The organism is Rhodoferax sp. SPJ4 (assembly GCF_058216275.1).
This window is the reverse complement of the sequence record NZ_JBYZMN010000001.1, coordinates 1,381,490-1,399,421: the sequence shown is the minus strand read 5'-3', so window position 1 is coordinate 1,399,421 and position 17,932 is coordinate 1,381,490. Positions and strand designations below refer to the sequence as shown.

Below are 17,932 nucleotides of genomic sequence, written 5' to 3'. Positions count from 1 at the left end.
ATCTCCGCCCCGACCTGAACCCAGGAACCCAAGCATGCTGACCGAAGACGGATTGCACCTGTACGTCAGTTACGACGAATACCACAACCTGATCGAGAAGCTGGCCATCAAGGTCCACCAGTCGGGCTGGGGCTTCGACACCATTCTGTGCCTGGCCCGTGGCGGCATGCGGCCCGGCGACATCCTGAGCCGGATTTTCGACAAGCCGCTGGCCATCATGTCGACCAGCTCCTACCGCGCCGGTGTGGGTGCCGGCGCCAAGAAAAGCACGCTGGACATCGCCCGCTACATCACCACCCCGCAGGGCGAGATCGCTGGCCGGGTACTGCTGGTGGATGACCTGGCCGACACCGGCCACACGTTGCAGGAAGTCATCGCCCAGCTGCGCGCCAACTACCCCGCCATCACCGAGCTGCGCAGCGCCGTGCTGTGGACCAAGGCCATGTCGACCTTCACCGCCGACTACTCGGTGGAGTTTTTGCCCAGCAACCCGTGGATTCATCAGCCCTTCGAAGGCTATGACACGCTGCGGCCCGAGCGCCTGCTGGAGAAGTGGCGGGTCTGACCCGCCCGTCCCGCATGAGCGACCTGGCTGACCGGCCGCGCGTCGGGCGCTTCGCACTGACGCTGCTGGCGCTGGCCTTGGCCGCCTGTGGCCATGTGCCGCCGGTGCCGCCCGACGCGGTCACGCCTCCCTCACCGGTGGCGGTCAAAAGGCCACCTCGCCTGGGCCTGGCCCTGGGCGGTGGTGCAGCGCGCGGCTTTGCCCATGTGGGGGTGATTCAGGTGCTGGAAGAGGCCGGCATCCGCCCCGACCTGGTGGTGGGCACCTCGGCCGGCAGCCTGGTGGCGGCGATTTACGCCTCGGGCAAGACCGGCGCGCAGCTGCAGCAGGTGGCCGACACCATGGACGAGGCCACCATCACCGACTGGACCTTGCCGCTGTTCAGCCGCGGTGTGCTGCGTGGCGACGCCCTGGCCCGCTATGTGAGTGGCCAGGTCAATGGCAAAACCATTGAGACCATGGCCCTGCCGCTGGGCATCGTGGCCACCGACCTGCAGTCTGGCAAGGCGGTGCTGTTTCAACGTGGCGACGCCGCCACCGCGGTGCGGGCCTCGAGTGCGGTGCCGGCGGTGTTTGTGCCAGTGAAGATCAACGGCCGCGAGTATGTGGACGGTGGCCTGGTGTCACCGGTGCCGGTGCGTCAGGCCCATGACATGGGGGCCGAGGTGGTGGTGGCGGTGGACATTTCCAGCCCGCCCGAAGGCAACCTGGCCGGCGACACCTTGCAAATCCTGCTGCAGACCTTTGCCATCATGGGGGCCACCATCAACCAGCACGAGCTCAAAGCGGCCGACGTGGTGGTGCGGCCGGCCTTGCCGAATGTGAAGGGGGCCGACTTTTCGGCCCGGCGCAATTCGGTGGCGGCAGGTCGGGCGGCGATGCTGGCCGCTTTGCCGCAACTGCGTGCAGTGCTGGCCGACAAGGCCAGGTGATCCCGATCGGGCATAAAAAAAGGGTTGGTTTTGCAACCAACCCTTAAGGGATCTCTGAACCAGAAGGTGTCGAAAAGATCCGAGGAGACAATCGAAACACTCAGCACTACACACGCAGTGTCTGAGAAAAGTGGCCCCGGATGTAGAGCTTGCTCACCAATTCGGTGGGCAAGCCTCGGGGGCCACTGGCAGATCAGCGCTTCTTGGTGGCGGTCTTGGCAGCAGCAACCGCTTGCGAAGACACGGCGTTGAAGTTGGCTTCGGCGACGTCGGTGGCTTGCTTGACAGCCTTTTGCACGGACTCGAAGGCGTTGCCGGCAGCGGCCACGGCGCTCTTCATCACGGCCACGGCGGTTTCGGAACCGGCGGGTGCGTTCTTGGCAGCGCTGTCGACCAGCGACACGAAGGCCTTTTGCGCGTCAGCGGCTTGGGCTTCGAAGGTCTTGCCGAATTCGCCACCGGTGCTGGAAGCGATGTCGTACAGGTGACGGCTGTAAGCAGCGGTCTTTTCGGCCAGAGGCTGGAACAGGCCGGCTTGCAGAGCCAGCAGCTCTTGGGCGTCCTTGACGCTCAGCAGCGCGGTCGTGTGTTCGGCGGACTCGGCCAGGGCAGCCTTGGTGGCGGTCAGGTTGAGTTCGACGAGCTTCTCGACGCTTTCGAAAGCCTTGTTGGTCAGACCGAACAGGGTTTCGACAGAAGCTTTGTGGGAAGCAAGGATTTGTTCAGGGGTCAGCATGTTCAATTCTCCGGGTGGGGGTTAAAAAAACTGCTCCGAACACTTATGGTGCAGTGCAGCATGGAATGAATTATAGGGATGGCGCGAAAGACATCAAGTCTTTTTTGTTGCAGTGCAGCAAATTAGATGGGAAGGCCTAACAACAGCCTGGCTTCATCGCCGCGACACAATGCCGCATGCTGGCCCATTACGCCGATCACTTTGTGTTGCCTTTGCCCGAAGGCCACCGTTTCCCGATGCACAAATACCGGCTGCTGCGCGACCGCCTGGCGGCCGAGCTGCCCGAGGTGCATTTGTGCGAGGCGCCGGCCGCCAGCGACGGCGAACTGGCACTGGCCCACAGCCCGGACTACATCGCGGCCATCGCCCAAGGCACGGTGGCGCCGGCGCTGATGCGGGAGATCGGTTTCCCCTGGAGCGAGGCCATGGTGGCGCGGGCCCGCCGCTCGGTCGGCGCCACGGTGGCGGCCTGCCGCGCGGCCTTGTTGCAGGGCCTGGCGGCCAACCTGGCCGGCGGCACCCACCATGCCGGCACAGCGCAGGGCGGTGGCTTTTGTGTCTTCAACGATGTGGCGGTGGCGGCCCGGCTGATGCAGGCCGAATGGGGGCGAGTGGCGCCCGCAGCGCGTGCGCCGCTGCAGGTGGCGGTGATCGACCTCGACGTGCACCAGGGCAATGGCACGGCACAGATTTTTCGCCATGACCCCAGCGTGTTCACGCTGTCGCTGCATGGTGAGAAGAATTTCCCGTTTCGCAAGGAGACCAGCGACCTCGATGTGGCCTTGCCCGACGGCTGTGGCGACGCCGCCTACCTGGAGGCGCTGGACGGCGCGCTGGACGCGTTGGACCACCGCAGCCGACCCGGCTTGGTGATCTATCTGGCCGGTGCCGACCCGCACGAGGGCGACCGGCTGGGCCGGCTGCGGCTCAGCTTCGACGGCCTGGAGGCGCGGGATCGCCGGGTCTTCGACTGGGCCTGGCAGCGCCGCATCCCGTTGGCCTTCGCGATGGCCGGAGGCTACGGCCACCGCGTCGACGATACGGTGAGCGCCCAGTTCACCACCTACCGCACCGCGCTGGGCTACTGGCGCCGATGGCAGAATCAGCGCCCATGAGTTCGCCTGCCGCTCCCACCCCCAAACCCCAGCCCGAGCCCCGCTCGGCCTACCGCGCCTTTCGTGCCATCGGCACCCGCTGGGCCGACAACGATGTGTATGGCCATGTCAACAACGTTGTGTACTACAGCTGGTTCGACACGGCGGTCAATGCCCACCTGATCGAGCAGGGCGCACTGGACATCCATCAGGGCAGCACCATCGGCCTGGTGGTGGAAACCCAGTGCAACTACTTCGCGCCGCTGGCCTTTCCGCAAACGGTGGAGGCCGGCATCCGGGTGGCCAAGATCGGCGGCTCCAGCGTGCGTTACGAGGTGGGCCTGTTCGCCCAGGGCGCGCCGCTGACCGCGGCCAAAGGCCATTTCATCCATGTCTACGTGGACAGCCACACCCGCCGGCCCGCAGCCCTGCCGCCGATTTTCCTCCGTGTTCTGGAGCAACTCACGTGACCGACGCCTTGTCTGCCATTTCCACCCAGGTCACCGTTGACGCGGCCATCGAAAGCCGCATGTCCACCCGGGCCTTCACGGCCCAGCCGGTCTCGCGCGAGACGCTGACCGACATCCTGCGCGTGGCCAGCCGCGCGCCCTCCGGCACCAACACCCAGCCCTGGAAGGTCTACGTGCTGCAAGGTGCCAGCCGCGACAGCCTGGTGGCCCAGGTCTGCGCCGCCCACGACGCCCTGCGCGCCAACCCGGCGCTGGCCGCCGAGTACAAGGAGGAGTACGACTACTACCCCGAACAGTGGGTCTCGCCCTACATCGACCGCCGGCGCGAAAACGGCTGGGGCCTGTACGGCCTGTTGGGCATCGGCAAAGGCGACAAGGACGCCATGCACGCCCAGCACCAGCGCAACTTCAAGCTGTTCGACGCCCCGGTGGGTTTGATGTTCACCGTCGACCGCGTCATGGGCCGCGGCTCACTGGTCGACTACGGCATGTTCTTGCAAAGCATCATGGTGGCTGCGCGCGGCCGTGGCCTGCACACCTGCCCGCAGGCGGCCTGGAACGGCTTTGCCAAGATCATCCTGCCGCACATCGGGGCCGGCCCCGACGAGATGCTGGTCTGTGGCATGGCGCTGGGCTACGCCGACGCCAGTGACAAGGTCAACAGCTTCCACACCCCCCGGGTGCCGGTGGAAGACTTCACGCGCTGGGTGGAGTGAGGCCGGCCGCGTTCAGCGTGCCGGTGGCCGCCAGCGCAGCCTGTGCTTCGGTGTCCGCCGCGGCGTCGTCGCCGTCGGGTGCAGGCAGCGAAAAGTAAAAAGTCGCGCCTTCCCCCGGCGAGCTGTCGGCCCAGACCCTGCCCCCGTGGCGGCTGACGATTTTGGCCACCGTGGCCAGGCCCACGCCGGTGCCGGGATAGTCCCGCGCCGAGTGCAGGCGCTGGAAAATCTGGAACAGGCGGTGCGCGTACTGCGGGTCGAAACCGGTGCCGTTGTCGCTCACCCAGTAGACATGCTGGTCGCCGTTGACCTCCCCACCCACGCTGATCTCGGGTGCGGCCTGGCGGTGGCTGTACTTCACCGCGTTGCCAATCAGGTTGTCGAACACGATGCGCATCATGCTGGGGTCGCAACGGCTGGGGGGCAGGGCGGCGATGTCGAAGCGTTTGCCCTGCCAGGCCGGCATGTTGGCCTCCACCGTTTGCCGCGCAATGGCCGTCATGTCGGCCGCGACCACCTGCAGCGGTTTCTGCCCCAGCTTGGACAGTGCGTGCAGCGCGTTCACCAGGTTGCTCATGTCCAGGCCCGCCTGGTCGATGCGTTTGAGCAGGCGCTGGGCCTCTGGTGGCATCTGCTCGCCAAAGTCCATCTGCAGCAGCTCCGAGAAGGTGCGCATGGCCCGCACCGGCGCCAGCAGGTCGTGCGTCACCATGCTGGTGAAGCGGTCAAGGTCGGTGTTGGCGTCCTGCAGGTCGGACACCGCCTGCTCCAGCTTCAGCGTGCGTTCGGCCACCCGGGCTTCCAGCGCCTGGTTGGTGCGCACCAGCGTGGCTTCCTCCTGCCGCAGCGTGGCCAGCAGGCTGGACAGCGAGCGGGCCAGCTGGCCGATCTCGTCCTTGCCGGTCTGCGGCAGCGCCAGCGTCCGTTCGCCCGAGGCGATGCGGTCGGCGGCCTGGGCCATGGCGGTGATGGGTTTGCTGATGCGGTCGGCCAGCAACCAGCCCGCCACGCCGAACAGCACACTGGCCAGCAGGCCGATCCAGGCGATGCGGTATTCCAGGTTCTCGGCGGTGGCAAAGGCCACATGCTCGGGCAGCCGCATCGTCACCCGCCAGCCCAGCCCGGCGTAATCCTTGTGGCCTTCGCTGACCACCGCGCAGCTCAGGTAGGGCATGCTGCCGTCGCTGTCGTCACGGGCGCAGGCGCCGGCGGGCACGGCCAGGGACTGGGCCGGCACCGTGGCCGGGCTGTTGTGGGTGGCCAGCAGGCGGCCATCGCGGGTGCTGACAAAGACCTCCAGCCGGGACGACTGGTCGGGCGAGGCCAGCAGCCGCAGCCGGTTGCGCAGCGTGTCCACCCAGGGCTCGGCGAGCTGGGCCAGCAAAACCCCGCCGGCGCCCACCGGGACCACGATGTCCACATGGCGCTGACCCGGACTCAGCGCGGCGCTGGCGTCGCTGACCAGCGCCGCGCTGTGGTCCTGGGCAAACCAGGGCGCCTTGGTGAGGTCCTGGTTTTCCAGCGCGGCTTCGCTGGCCAGCCGCACCTGACCCTGGCCGTCGGCCAGCATCACCGCCTGCAGGCCATAGCGCTCGGCAAAGGCTTTCAGCAGCTGGCGGTGGCTGTCGGCATGGGGGTTGTCCAGGCCCAGCGCCTGCTGGGTGTCCAGCAGCTGGGCCAGGGCCAGCAGGTCACGCCGCCGTTCCTGGATTTCACGGTCCAGGCCCACCGACACCAGGTGGGCCGCCCGCAGCAGGGCCGCGCGGGTGTCGGTTTCCAGGCGCTGGCTGACCAGGTGGCTGACAGCCAGGCCGGCCGCCAGCAACAGCAGCAATGTCAGGGTGCCAAAGGCCAGTCCAATTTTTGCGCGCATGCCGTTCACAGGGTCTCCGTTGTTTTTGTGAGGTGGGGTCACCCACCGAAAAGCGACCATGACCAACTATGCCACGGGCACCGTGGCCGGCACCAGACCGTGGGGTTGGGCGCTCGGGCACAATCAATCCCTGTCGGTTGCATCGGCCCAACCGTGCCATTCTTGAACCCGCCGGTGGCCTGCCCCGGCGCCAGACACCCACACCATGACACCACCCCGCATTCTTGTCGCCCGCGCCATTTTTCCCGAGGTGCTGGAACGCCTGTCCCAGGTCTTTGAAGTCCAGTCCAACCAGGCCGACCAGGTCTGGTCAGCCGCCGAGCTGACCGCCCGGGCCCAGGGCATGGATGGCCTGTTGACCACCGGCTCAGAGCGCATCGACGCGGCCTTGCTGGCCGCCTGTCCGCAGCTCAAGGTGTGCGCCAACATGGCGGTGGGTTTCAACAACTTCGACGTGCCGGCCATGACGGCCGCCGGCGTGCTGGCCACCAACACGCCGGACGTGCTGACCGAAACCACCGCCGACTTCGGCTTTGCGTTGCTGATGGCCACGGCGCGGCGCATCACCGAGAGCGAGCACTTTCTGCGCCGCGGCGAATGGACCCAGTGGCGCTACGACCTGTTCGTCGGCCCCGAGGTCCATGGCAGCACGCTGGGCATTCTGGGCATGGGCCGCATTGGCCAGGCGCTGGCGCGGCGCGGTGCCCATGGCTTTGGCATGAAGGTGATTTACCACAACCGCAGCCGGCTGGACGCGGCCACCGAGGCCGATTGCCGGGCCTCCTGGGTGGACAAGGAAATCCTGTTCCGCACCGCCGACCATGTGGTGCTGGTGCTGCCTTACTCGGCATCGTCACACCATGCGGTGGGCGCCACCGAGCTGGGCTGGATGAAGCCCGAGGCCACCTTGGTCAACATCGCCCGCGGCGGCATTGTCGATGACCAGGCGCTGGCCGCTGCCTTGCGCGAGGGACGCCTGGCCGCCGCCGGCCTGGACGTGTTCGAGGGCGAGCCTTCTGTCTGCCCGGATTTGCTGACCGTGCCCAATGTGGTGTTGACTCCGCACATCGCCAGCGCCAGCGTGGCCACCCGGCGCGCCATGGCCAACCTGGCGGCCGACAACCTGATCGCCCGCCTGAGCCGGGGCGAGGCGGTGACGCCGATCAACCCCGAGGTGCTGGCGCCACGCTGAGGCCCGGTTGACGGGTCAGCTGTAAAAAGCCTTGACCAGGTCCCAGGCGACCTGTGGGCTGTCGGTGTACTGCAGCAGCTTCAGGTCGTCGGCGGCGATCACGCCTTCTTCCACCAGCACCTGTGGGTTGAACAAACGCTGCCAGTAGTCGGTGCCCACCAGCACAATGGGCACGGGCTGGGTTTTCTTGGTTTGGATCAGCGTCACCGTCTCGAACAGCTCGTCCATGGTGCCGAAGCCACCCGGGAAGACCACCAGCGCCTTGGCCCGCATCATGAAGTGCATCTTGCGCAGCGCGAAGTAGTGGAACTTGAAGCTCAGGCCGGGGGTGATGTAGCGGTTGGGCGCTTCTTCATGGGGCAGGGCAATCGACAGCCCGACGCTGCGACCACCGGCCTCGTGCACGCCGCGGTTGGCGGCTTCCATGATGCCGGGGCCACCGCCGGTGCAGACAAAAATCTGGTCCTTAGGCGGCAGGCCCTCGTTGTCCTGGGCCACCACCCGGCCGAAGGTGCGGGCCAGCTCGTAGTAGCGTGCGTTGCGCAGCAAGACCGTGGCGCGGGCAATCGCCTGGGCGTTGCCGTCGGCCTGGGCCTGGGCCAGCAAGACCTGGGCGTCTTCCTCGCTGCGAAAGCGGGCGCTGCCAAACACCACCACGGTGTTCTCGATGCCCTGGGCATGCTGTTCCAGGTCGGGCTTGAGCAGTTCCAACTGGAAGCGGATGCCGCGGGTTTCACGGCGCAGCAAAAACTCCGGGTCGATGAAGGCCAAGCGCTGCGGGTCGGGCGTCAGTGGCCGGCCGGCAGCCGAGTGGGATTGCAAGGTGGCCCAGGCGTCAGCGACGCTGGGCTCTTTCCAGTATTCGATTTGTTCCATGGGGCGATTGTGCGCGGGGTCGAGGGCCGGGATGCGGTGGATTGCCCATGAAAAAGGCCCCAATCGGGGCCTTTGTTCATCGGCGCTGACAGTCGCTCAGACGCGCTTGCGGTATTCGCCGGTGCGGGTGTCGATTTCGACGCGGTCACCCTGGGCCACGAAGATCGGCACGCCGATCTCGAAACCGGTGGCGATCTTGGCGGGCTTGAGTACCTTGCCCGAGGTGTCGCCCTTGACGGCGGGTTCAGTCCAGGTGATCTCGCGCTCGACGCTGGTGGGCAGCTCGACCGAAATGGCCTTGCCGTCGTAGAACACCACTTCCACGGCCATGCCGTCTTCGAGGTAGTTCAGCGCGTCGCCCATGTTCTCGGCTTCGACTTCGTACTGGTTGTAGTCGGCGTCCATGCAGACATACATCGGGTCGGCGAAGTAGGAATAAGTGCAGTCCTTCTTGTCGAGGATGACCTGGTCCATCTTGTCGTCGGCCTTGAACACGACTTCGGTGCCGAAGTTGGCGATCAGGCTTTTGAGCTTCATCCGCACGGTGGCGGAGTTGCGGCCACCCCGGCTGTATTCGGTCTTGAGCACAACCATCGGGTCCTTGCCGTGCATGATGACGTTGCCGGCGCGGATTTCTTGGGCGATTTTCATAACAGTGTCAGAAGTTAGACCGCTCAAGGCGGCGAGGTAGGCCGCAGCACATCCTGAAAGGCTCAGGCAGAGGCCGCAAAGCCCATGATTTTAGCGGATTTGCCGAGCAAAGCGCAGCAACTGGCTGGTCAAATCGTCTTGCTGGCGCAGACGGTGGCCCAGGTCCGACACGCTGGCCCGCCAGGCCGGCAGGTCCAGCGCCGGTGGCACGGTGTCATCGGCGCCGTTCCAGGCCGCATGCCATTGGCGCAGGCTGGCCGGCGCCTGCAGCCGGTCCAGCCAGGCCTCGAGCTTGGCATGGTGGGCCTGGTCGTCCTGCGGATAGGCTTGCCAGACCAGGGCCTGGCCGGCCCAGAGGGCGCGCACCAGCGAGTCTTCGCCACGCACAAAATTCAGGTCACAGGCCCACAGCAGCCGATCGAAATCGGCCTGGCTCAGCCAGGGCAGGTGGGCGATGGCCAATGAACCGCCACCGGCTGCAGCCCCGGCGTCGGTCACCAAGGCCTGTACCGCCGCCGTGGCCCGTCCTGCCGTCACCAGCAGCCGGGTGGGCTGGGCATCGCTCTGCAGCCGTGCCAGCAAGGCCGGCAGCGCGTGCGGCTCGTAACAGAACAGCGACACCAGGCGTTCGCCCTGCCAGGCAATGCCCTGGGCCTGCAGCCAGGCCGTGCGGTCAAAACGGGCCCGGGCCGCGTCCAGGCCCGGCTCGCGCAGCAGGCCGCCGGTGGCCGGCGTGAAGCCGGGGTAGAAAAACCATTTGCCCAGACCGGCGGCCGGCCCGCTCAGCACCGGCGAGGGCAGGCCATGACTGCGTTCCACATAGGCCTCGGCCGACAGGTATTCGAGGTTGACCCAGCGCGGTGCGGGGGAGGCCGACGCCATGCGGGCCAGAAAGCCGGGGGGCAGGTCGCAGCCAAAGGCCTCCACCACCACCTCGCCGGCTTGCACCCCGGTGGATTCGGCCTGTGCCCAGGGCCACACCGTCACCCCTGGCGGGTGCTGGGGCGCCATCCAGGCCAGCGCAGCGGCATCGTCCACCCACAGCCGCACCGACTCGCCACGCGCGGCCAGGTCGCAGGCCAGCCGCCAGCACACACCGATGTCACCGAAGTTGTCGATGACTTTGCAAAAAATATCCCAGCGCATCGCGCCCTCCAGAGGGCAGATTGTCCACAATAGGCCCATGACAGACGCTCCGGAGAACCTTGCCGCCACAGAAGAAGCCTCGGCCCACCCGCCGCAGCTGCTGGCCGAGGTGGCCGCGCTGCCGGCCCTGCCCGGGGTCTACCGCTACTTCGATGCCGAGGGCAGCGTGTTGTACGTGGGCAAGGCCCGCAACCTGAAAAAGCGGGTCAGCAGTTATTTCCAGCGCAACCACGACGGCACCCGCATCGGCCACATGGTGGGCCGCATCGTGCGCATGGAGACCACCGTGGTGCGCTCCGAAGCCGAGGCGCTGCTGCTGGAAAACAACCTGATCAAGACGCTGAACCCGCGCTTCAACATCCTGTTCAGGGACGACAAGAGCTACCCCTACCTGAAGATCACCGCGGCGGGCCAGGGCGCGGGTGGCGGCCCCTATCCCCGGGTGGCCTACTACCGGGGTGCGGTGGAAAAAAAACACCACTACTTCGGCCCCTACCCGAGTGCCTGGGCGGTCAAGGAGTCCATCCTGCTGCTGCAAAAGGTGTTCCGCCTGCGCACCTGCGAGGACACGGTGTTTGCCAACCGCACCCGGCCCTGTCTGCTGTTCCAGATCAAGCGCTGCTCCGGGCCCTGCGTGGGCCACATCACACCCGAGGCCTACCAGCAGGACGTGGCCCATGCCGAGGCCTTTTTGCGCGGCGAAACCCAGACCGTGCTGCAGACGCTGGAGGGGCGGATGATGGCCCATGCCGAGGCCTTGCGCTTCGAGCAGGCGGCCGAGCTCCGCAACCAGATGGCGGCGCTGTCCAAGGTGCTGCACCAGCAGTCGGTGGAGACCGCCTCGGACCGCGACGTCGACATCCTGGCGGTGCAGGTGCAGGGCGGCAAGGCCTGCGTCAACCTGGCCATGGTGCGCGGCGGCCGGCACCTGGGCGACCGACCCTACTTCCCCACCCATGTGGAGGAGGCCGCCGGCTGGGAGGCCACGCCCGACGAGGGACCGGACGGCGCCGCCCCGCGCTCGGTCGAAGGCCTGGTGCTGGACGCCTTTGTGGCCCAGCACTACACCGGTGTGCCGCCGCCGCCGGCGCTGATCACCAGCGAGCCCGTCAGCAAAGCCTTGCTGGCCGCCTTGTCGGAGCAGACCGGCGTGCGCATCAGCGCGGTGCACAACCCGCGCGAGCAGCGCCGCATCTGGCTGGAGATGGCGCAGCAGAACGCCCGCATCCAGCTGACCCGGCTGCTGGCCGAAGAAGGCTCGCAGCAGGCCCGCACCCGGGCCCTGATGGAGGCGCTGGACCTGGCCATCGACGACCCGGCCCAGCTGCGCATCGAGTGCTTCGACATCTCGCACACCGCCGGCGAGGCCACCCAGGCCTCTTGCGTGGTGTTTCACCGGCACGCGATGCAGAGCGCCGAATACCGGCGCTACAACATCGAGGGCATCACCGGCGGCGACGACTACGCCGCCATGCGCCAGGCCCTACTGCGGCGCTACAGCAAGCTGGCCGAGGCGGCGGCCCAGGACGGCAATGACGCCCGGCTGCCGCAGCTGGTGCTGATCGACGGCGGCAAAGGCCAGATCGGCGTGGCCCGCGAGGTGTTCGAGTCGCTGGGGCTGGGCCTGTCGCGGCTGGTCGGGGTGGAAAAAGGCGAGGGCCGCAAGGTGGGCCTGGAGGAGCTGGTGTTTGCCGATGGCCGCGACAAGGTCTACCTTGGCAAGGACTCGGCGGCGCTGATGCTGGTGGCGCAGATCCGCGACGAGGCCCACCGCTTTGCCATCACCGGCATGCGGGCCAAGCGGGCCAAGGTGCGCACCGGTGGCAGCCAGCTGGAAGACATTCCGGGCATCGGCCCCAAGCGGCGGGCCCGGCTGTTGCAGCGTTTCGGCGGCATTCGTGGCGTGGCGTCGGCCGGGGTGGCCGACATCGCCACCGTGGATGGCATTTCCAGGGAACTGGCGGAGGAAATTTACCGTGCGCTTCATTGACCATCCTTGGCGGGCCGCGGCCCTGCTGGCCCTGACCGCGGGCTTGAGCGGCTGCGTCCAGCCGCCGACGCCGCCGGTCACGCCCCCACCGACCGAGCCGGCGCCCACCGTCGCCCGCCCGCCCGCGGTGCGGGACCCGGCGGTTCGACCCGCCCGCAACTGGGACGACTACCGGCTGCGTGCCGCCAAGCGCATTGCCGAAAACAATGGCCCGCAGATGTTTGCCGGCACCTTGCCCGACCGCCTGCGTTCCATCCCGGTGCTGACGGTGCAACTGGCACGCGACGGCTCGGTGCGTTCCATCAACGTGATGCGCCAACCGCGCTTTTCAACGGAGACGGTGAAGATGGCGATGGAAGCCGTTCGCCGCGCCGCACCCTTTGAGCCGGTGGGCCATCTGCCGCAGCCCTGGCAGTTCAACGAAACCTTTTTGTACAACGACAACCTGAAATTCCAGCTGCGCTCCCTGGTGGAAACCCCGTGACACGGGGCGCTTGTCCCTCGTGCCAGAATCGGACCATGTTTTTCACCATCCCCACCCTGATGACCTGGACCCGCATCATCGCGATCCCGCTCATCGTCGGCGTGTTCTACCTGCCACTGTCCGAACCCTCGCGCAACACCATCGCCACGGTGATGTTTGTGCTGTTCGCCTTCACCGACTGGCTGGATGGTTTTCTGGCCCGCAAGCTGAATCAGGAGTCGTCGTTCGGCGCCTTTCTGGACCCGGTGGCCGACAAGTTTCTGGTGTGTGCCTCGCTGCTGGTGCTGGTGCATCTGAACCGGGCCGACGTGTTCGTCGCGCTGATCATCATCGGCCGTGAAATCGCCATCTCGGCGCTGCGCGAATGGATGGCGCAGATCGGTGCCTCCAAGAGCGTGGCGGTGCACATGATTGGCAAGGTCAAGACCACCGTGCAAATGGTGGCGATTCCCTTTCTGCTCTACAACGGCCGCTTGTTCGAACTCATCGACACCGGCGTCTGGGGGATCTGGCTGATCTGGTTGTCGGCCATCTTCACCGTCTGGTCCATGGTGTACTACCTGCGCAAGGCCTTGCCCGAAATCCGCGCCCGCGCCACATGACGGCGCCCGCCGACAGCGCCTGGGTGCGGGCCACCCCGCTGACCTTTGTGCTGATCTGGAGCACCGGTTTCATCGTTGCCCGTTACGGTCTGCCTTATGCGCCGCCGATGAAGTTTCTGGCGGCGCGTTACGCCTTGTCGCTGGCCTGTTTCATTCCCTGGGTGCTGCTGGCCAAGGTGCGCTGGCCTTCGTCCCGCGCCCAGTGGGGCCATTTGGCGGTGACCGGCGTGCTGATGCACGGTGGCTACCTGGGCGGCGTCTGGGCGGCGGTCAAGGCGGGCATGGGCTCGGGCCTGTCGGCGTTGATCGTCGGCTTGCAGCCGGTGCTCACCGCGGTGTGGCTGTCGTCGCAGGGTGGCCAGGTCACACGCCGCCAATGGGCCGGTCTGGGGCTGGGCTTTGCTGGGCTGCTGATGGTGGTGTCGACCAAACTGGGCCAGGGCGGCGAGGTCACGGCCTGGAGTTTGGCGCTGGTGGTGCTGGCTTTGTTCAGCATCGCCGTGGGCACGCTGTACCAAAAGAAGCATGTTGAGCCCTGCGATGTGCGGGCCGCCAACAGCGTGCAATTGGGCGCGGCCCTGCTGGTCACCTTGCCGCTGGCCTTGCTGGAGGCCGAGGCCATGCAGTGGACAACGCAGCTGGCCGGGGCCCTGGCCTGGTCGGTGCTGGGCTTGTCGATCGGCGCCAGCTCGCTGCTCTACCTGCTGATCCAGCGCGGCGCGGCCACCGCGGTCACGAGTTTGTTTTACCTGGTGCCACCGGTCACCGCCTTGATGGCCTGGGTGCTGTTTGGCGAGGCCATCACGCCCATCACCGTGCTGGGCACCTTGCTCACCGCGGCTGGCGTGGGGCTGGTGGTGCGGCCGGCGCGCTGACGGCAGCGGCACACAACAAAGGAGCGGGCATGGGCAAGCACAGGATCGCGGTGATCGCCGGTGACGGCATTGGCAAAGAGGTCATGCCCGAGGGCCTGCGGGTCATGGAGGTGGCGGCCAGTCGCTTCGGCATCGACCTGCAGTTCGACCATTTTGATTTTTCGTCCTGGGACTATTTCGAGCGCCACGGCCAGATGCTGCCCGCCGACTGGAAGGACCAGATTGGCGGCCATGACGCGATCTACTTTGGTGCCGTGGGCTGGCCGGAGAAGATCCCTGACCACATCTCGCTGTGGGGCTCGCTGCTGCAGTTCCGGCGCGAATTCGACCAGTACGTCAACCTGCGGCCGGCCCGGCTGATGCCAGGCATTGTGGCGCCGGTGGTGCGCAAGAACGGTCAGCCGCGCGAGCCCGGCGAGATCGACATGATGATCGTGCGCGAGAACACCGAGGGTGAGTACTCGGCCATTGGTGGCCGCATGTTCGAGGGCACCGAGCGCGAGATCGTGATGCAGGAGACGGTGATGTCGCGCGTGGGGGTCGACCGGGTGCTGAAGTTCGCCTTCGAGCTGGCACAGTCGCGGCCCAAGAAACACCTCACCAGCGCCACCAAATCGAACGGCATCGCCATCACCATGCCCTACTGGGACGAGCGGGTGGTGGCCATGGCCCAGGCCTACCCGGCGGTGCGCTGGGACAAGTTCCACATCGACATCCTCACCGCGCACTTTGTGCAGCGGCCCGACTTCTTTGATGTGGTGGTGGCCAGCAATTTGTTTGGTGACATCCTCAGCGACCTGGGGCCGGCCTGCACCGGCACCATTGGCATTGCGCCCAGTGCCAACCTGAACCCGGAGCGGCGTTTCCCGTCCTTGTTCGAACCGGTGCACGGCTCGGCACCCGACATTGCTGGCCAGGGCATTGCCAATCCCATCGGCCAGATCTGGTGTGGCGCGATGATGCTGGACTTTCTGGGCCACCGTGACGCACACGATGCGGTGCTGGCGGCCATCGAGACGGTGTTGGCTCCCCAAAATGGGGCGCCGCGCACACCCGATCTGGGTGGCCAGGCCTCGACCACCGAGCTTGGCCACGCCGTCGCCGATGCCTTGCGTGGTTGATGCTTTTGGCCCCCGCGGCGCACGCCGCCACCGCCGACCCTGCCGCCGCGACAGCCAGCCCGTTTTCAGAGGAAAAACAGACTAGAATCGCCCAACTTTGCCAGTGGGGCAACTCGCATTGACACCGTTGTCCCGCACCGGTCCAATCAACATGCGTTGAGCACCGCGCCGAATCGCCAGAGACGTCTGCACCCAGACCGTCACTCGCAGGCAGGCATTTCTGCCGACCCGAACCATCATCTGACCAACCAAATTCTGAACGAGGGGATTTCTGTGAACAAAGCTGAACTCATCGAGCACATTGCCAAGCAGGCCGACATTTCCAAGGCCGCCGCCACGCGCGCGCTGGAAGCCACGATTGGCGCCGTGAAAACCACCCTGAAAAAGGGCGGCTCGGTGTCCCTCGTCGGCTTTGGCACGTTCGCCGTGGGCAAACGTGCAGCCCGTTCGGGCCGCAATCCGCGCACCGGCGACACGATTAAAATCAAGGCGGCCAAGGTGCCAAAGTTCCGTCCGGGCAAGGCGTTGAAAGACGCGCTGAACTGACATGTGTTTCCGGTGGGGTGCTTAGCTCAGTTGGCAGAGCGGCGCCTTTACACGGCGTAGGTCGGCGGTTCGACCCCGTCAGCACCCACCAAGCGACACCCAGGCGAACACAGGTTCGCCTTTTTTATGCGTTCTCGAAAGTCACGGCATGTTTGATTTCATCCGCAACCACTCCAAAGCCGCTTTGTTCGTGCTGTTCCTGTTGGTCGTGCCCTCGTTCATTCTGTTGGGCACGGGCGGTGATCGCCTGGCCACCAAAAGTCCGGTGGTGGCCACGGTGGACGGCCAGGACATCCATCAAAACGAATGGGACGCCGCGCACGAACAGGAAGGCCGGCGCCTGAAGGCGGCCAACCCCCGCCTGGACGCCAAGCTGCTGGACTCCCCAGAGGCCAAGTACGCCACGCTGGAAAAAATGGTGCGTGAACGCGTGCTGGCGGCGGCAGTCAGCAAGTTCAAGCTCGGCGTCAGCGACCAGCGCCTGGCGAGTGAGTTGCAGCAAGACCCCACCATCGCCTCGCTGCGCCGCGCCGACGGCACGCTGGACATGGAGCGCTACAAGCAGTTGGCCAGCAGCCAGGGCATGACGCCCGAGATGTTCGAAGCCCAGGTGCGCAGCCAGCTGTCGGTGCAACAGGTGCTGCAAGGCGTGGCCGAGTCGGGCTTCGCGCCGCGTCGCGTCGCCGACCAGGCGATTGCCGCTTTCTTCGAGAAGCGCGAGGTGCGCATGGCGCGCTTCAACCCCACCGACTACCTGGCCAAGGTCGCTCCCACCGACGCCGACCTGGAGGCGTATTACAAGGACAACGCCGCGCGCTTTGGGTCCAGTGAGCAGGCCCGCATCGAGTACGTGGTGCTGGACATGGCCGCGGTGCAGCGCAACGTGGTGCCCAGCGAGCAGGACCTGAAAACCTACTACGAACAAAACCTGTCCAAGCTGGCCGGCAAGGAAGAGCGCCGTGCCAGCCACATCCTGTTGGCCGCCGCCAAGGACGCCCCGGCCGCCGAACGCCAGAAGGCCAAGGCCCGTGCCGAGGCCTTGCTGGCCGAAGTGAAAAAGGCGCCGCAGAAGTTTGCCGAGATCGCCAAGGCGCAGTCGCAAGACCCGGGCTCGGCCGCGGCCGGCGGCGACCTGAATTTCTTCACCCGGGGCGCGATGGTCAAGCCCTTTGAGGATGCGGCCTTCGCCATGGCCAAGGGCGACATCAGCGGCGTGGTGGAGTCCGACTTCGGCTACCACATCATCCAGCTGACCGACATCAAGGCCGTCAAGCAAAAGAGCTTTGAAGAGATGCGGCCCACGCTGGAAGCCGAGTTCAAGAAACAAGCCGCTGCCGCCAAATACGCCGAAGCCGCCGAGGTTTTCACCAACGCGGTGTACGAGCAGTCAGACAGCCTGAAGGGGGTGGCCGACAAGCTCAAGCTGGAGATCAAGACAGCCGACGCCGTCACCCGCCAGCCTGCGCCCGGCGCGGTGGGCGCCTTGGCCAACAGCAACTTTCTGAACGCCGTGTTGTCCGCTGACGCGGTGGAAAAAAAGCGCAACACCGAGGCCATCGAGATCGGCCCCAGCCAGTTGGTGTCGGGCCGCATCGTCCAGCACACACCGGCGCGAACCATTCCGCTGGCCGAGGTCAAGACGGTGGTGCGTGAATTGGTGGCCCAGAAACAAGCCAATGCGCTGGCCAAGAAGGAGGGCGCCGAGAAGCTCGCCGCCTGGCGCGCCAAGCCGGACACGGCCACGCTGACCGAGACCCAGTCGGTGTCGCGCGAGCAGGTCAAGCTGGCGCCATCGCTGATTCGCGGTGTGATGCGGGCAGATGTCAGCCAGCTGCCGGCCTGGACCGGGGTGGACCTGGGTGAGTCCGGCTATGCGGTGGTGCGGGTCGACAAGGTCGTGCCACGCGATGCGGTGGACGAGGCCCGTGGTGGCCAGGAACGTGGCCAGTTCAGCCGCTGGTGGACGTCCGCCGAAGGCCAGGCCTACTTCAACCTGCTGAAAGAGACGTTCAAGGTGAAGATCAAGGTGGCCGCGCCCGCCACCGGCAACGCCTGATTGTGCT

18 protein-coding genes and 1 tRNA gene are annotated in these 17,932 nt (G+C 66.4%); 14 read left to right on the top strand and 5 right to left on the bottom strand.

Translation table 11 applies throughout. The features are described from left to right. Positions 1-34 precede the first annotated feature (34 nt). Positions 35-565: a phosphoribosyltransferase gene (locus AC4BAR_RS06835; protein WP_490627054.1), complete on the top strand. Its 531-nt coding sequence runs from the start codon at positions 35-37 to the stop codon at positions 563-565. Positions 566-579: 14 nt separating this feature from the next. Beyond that, complete coding sequence (locus tag AC4BAR_RS06830; RefSeq protein WP_490627053.1) at positions 580-1,497, top strand: patatin-like phospholipase family protein; 918 nt, start codon at positions 580-582, stop codon at positions 1,495-1,497. A gap of 193 nt (positions 1,498-1,690) precedes the next feature. On the opposite strand, the gene AC4BAR_RS06825 is transcribed toward AC4BAR_RS06830, so the two are convergent. Then, on the bottom strand, positions 1,691-2,233 hold the full coding sequence (locus AC4BAR_RS06825) for a phasin family protein (protein ID WP_490627207.1): 543 nt from the start codon (positions 2,231-2,233) through the stop codon (positions 1,691-1,693). Positions 2,234-2,409: 176 nt separating this feature from the next. Between AC4BAR_RS06825 and AC4BAR_RS06820 the strand changes: the two genes are divergently transcribed. From AC4BAR_RS06820 to AC4BAR_RS06810, 3 genes are read left to right on the top strand one after another with little or no spacing between them, the layout of a single operon-like run. Then, a complete protein-coding gene (locus AC4BAR_RS06820) occupies positions 2,410-3,348 on the top strand; it encodes a histone deacetylase family protein (protein ID WP_490627052.1) in 939 nt (312 codons plus the stop codon). After that, complete coding sequence (locus tag AC4BAR_RS06815) at positions 3,345-3,797, top strand: acyl-CoA thioesterase (RefSeq protein WP_490627051.1); 453 nt, start codon at positions 3,345-3,347, stop codon at positions 3,795-3,797. Before AC4BAR_RS06820 ends, AC4BAR_RS06815 begins: the two co-directional genes overlap by 4 nt. A gap of 59 nt (positions 3,798-3,856) precedes the next feature. Beyond that, positions 3,857-4,513, top strand: coding sequence for a nitroreductase (locus tag AC4BAR_RS06810; RefSeq protein WP_490627206.1), 657 nt, complete (start codon positions 3,857-3,859; stop codon positions 4,511-4,513). Here the strand turns inward: AC4BAR_RS06810 and AC4BAR_RS06805 are convergent. Beyond that, positions 4,494-6,386, bottom strand: coding sequence for a sensor histidine kinase (locus tag AC4BAR_RS06805; protein WP_490627050.1), 1,893 nt, complete (start codon positions 6,384-6,386; stop codon positions 4,494-4,496). The two genes, AC4BAR_RS06810 and AC4BAR_RS06805, sit on opposite strands and share 20 nt — an antisense overlap. Before the next feature lie 205 nt (positions 6,387-6,591). Between AC4BAR_RS06805 and AC4BAR_RS06800 the strand changes: the two genes are divergently transcribed. Then, positions 6,592-7,578 carry a 2-hydroxyacid dehydrogenase gene (locus AC4BAR_RS06800; protein WP_490627049.1) on the top strand — a complete coding sequence of 329 codons (987 nt, stop codon included), beginning with the start codon at positions 6,592-6,594 and terminating at the stop codon, positions 7,576-7,578. Positions 7,579-7,593: 15 nt separating this feature from the next. Here the strand turns inward: AC4BAR_RS06800 and AC4BAR_RS06795 are convergent, their stop codons facing one another. From AC4BAR_RS06795 to earP, 3 genes are all read right to left on the bottom strand, one after another. Next, positions 7,594-8,454 carry an LOG family protein gene (locus tag AC4BAR_RS06795; RefSeq protein ID WP_490627048.1) on the bottom strand — a complete coding sequence of 287 codons (861 nt, stop codon included), beginning with the start codon at positions 8,452-8,454 and terminating at the stop codon, positions 7,594-7,596. Positions 8,455-8,550: 96 nt separating this feature from the next. Then, positions 8,551-9,105 carry an elongation factor P gene (gene efp, locus AC4BAR_RS06790; RefSeq protein WP_490627047.1) on the bottom strand — a complete coding sequence of 185 codons (555 nt, stop codon included), beginning with the start codon at positions 9,103-9,105 and terminating at the stop codon, positions 8,551-8,553. A gap of 90 nt (positions 9,106-9,195) precedes the next feature. Next, positions 9,196-10,251 carry an elongation factor P maturation arginine rhamnosyltransferase EarP gene (gene earP / locus AC4BAR_RS06785; protein WP_490627046.1) on the bottom strand — a complete coding sequence of 352 codons (1,056 nt, stop codon included), beginning with the start codon at positions 10,249-10,251 and terminating at the stop codon, positions 9,196-9,198. A 37-nt stretch (positions 10,252-10,288) separates the two neighbouring features. On the opposite strand from earP, the gene uvrC reads away from it, so the two are divergent. From uvrC to AC4BAR_RS06745, 8 genes are all read left to right on the top strand, one after another. After that, on the top strand, positions 10,289-12,241 hold the full coding sequence (uvrC, locus tag AC4BAR_RS06780; RefSeq protein WP_490627045.1) for an excinuclease ABC subunit UvrC: 1,953 nt from the start codon (positions 10,289-10,291) through the stop codon (positions 12,239-12,241). Beyond that, positions 12,228-12,725 (top strand): hypothetical protein, encoded by a 498-nt coding sequence (locus tag AC4BAR_RS06775; protein ID WP_490627044.1) that lies wholly within the window; start codon positions 12,228-12,230, stop codon positions 12,723-12,725. The genes uvrC and AC4BAR_RS06775 overlap by 14 nt, the downstream gene beginning before the upstream one ends. A gap of 35 nt (positions 12,726-12,760) precedes the next feature. After that, positions 12,761-13,327, top strand: a complete 567-nt coding sequence (gene pgsA, locus AC4BAR_RS06770; protein ID WP_490627043.1) for a CDP-diacylglycerol--glycerol-3-phosphate 3-phosphatidyltransferase — start codon at positions 12,761-12,763, stop codon at positions 13,325-13,327. Beyond that, positions 13,324-14,202 carry a DMT family transporter gene (locus AC4BAR_RS06765; RefSeq protein ID WP_490627042.1) on the top strand — a complete coding sequence of 293 codons (879 nt, stop codon included), beginning with the start codon at positions 13,324-13,326 and terminating at the stop codon, positions 14,200-14,202. Before pgsA ends, AC4BAR_RS06765 begins: the two co-directional genes overlap by 4 nt. 29 nt (positions 14,203-14,231) lie before the next feature. Next, positions 14,232-15,323 (top strand): tartrate dehydrogenase, encoded by a 1,092-nt coding sequence (locus AC4BAR_RS06760; RefSeq protein ID WP_490627041.1) that lies wholly within the window; start codon positions 14,232-14,234, stop codon positions 15,321-15,323. A gap of 240 nt (positions 15,324-15,563) precedes the next feature. Next, positions 15,564-15,869 (top strand): HU family DNA-binding protein, encoded by a 306-nt coding sequence (locus tag AC4BAR_RS06755; RefSeq protein WP_490627205.1) that lies wholly within the window; start codon positions 15,564-15,566, stop codon positions 15,867-15,869. A 15-nt stretch (positions 15,870-15,884) separates the two neighbouring features. Continuing rightward, positions 15,885-15,960, top strand: a tRNA-Val gene (locus AC4BAR_RS06750). Between the two features lie 57 nt (positions 15,961-16,017). Then, positions 16,018-17,925 carry a SurA N-terminal domain-containing protein gene (locus AC4BAR_RS06745; RefSeq protein WP_490627040.1) on the top strand — a complete coding sequence of 636 codons (1,908 nt, stop codon included), beginning with the start codon at positions 16,018-16,020 and terminating at the stop codon, positions 17,923-17,925. Positions 17,926-17,932: the final 7 nt, after the last annotated feature.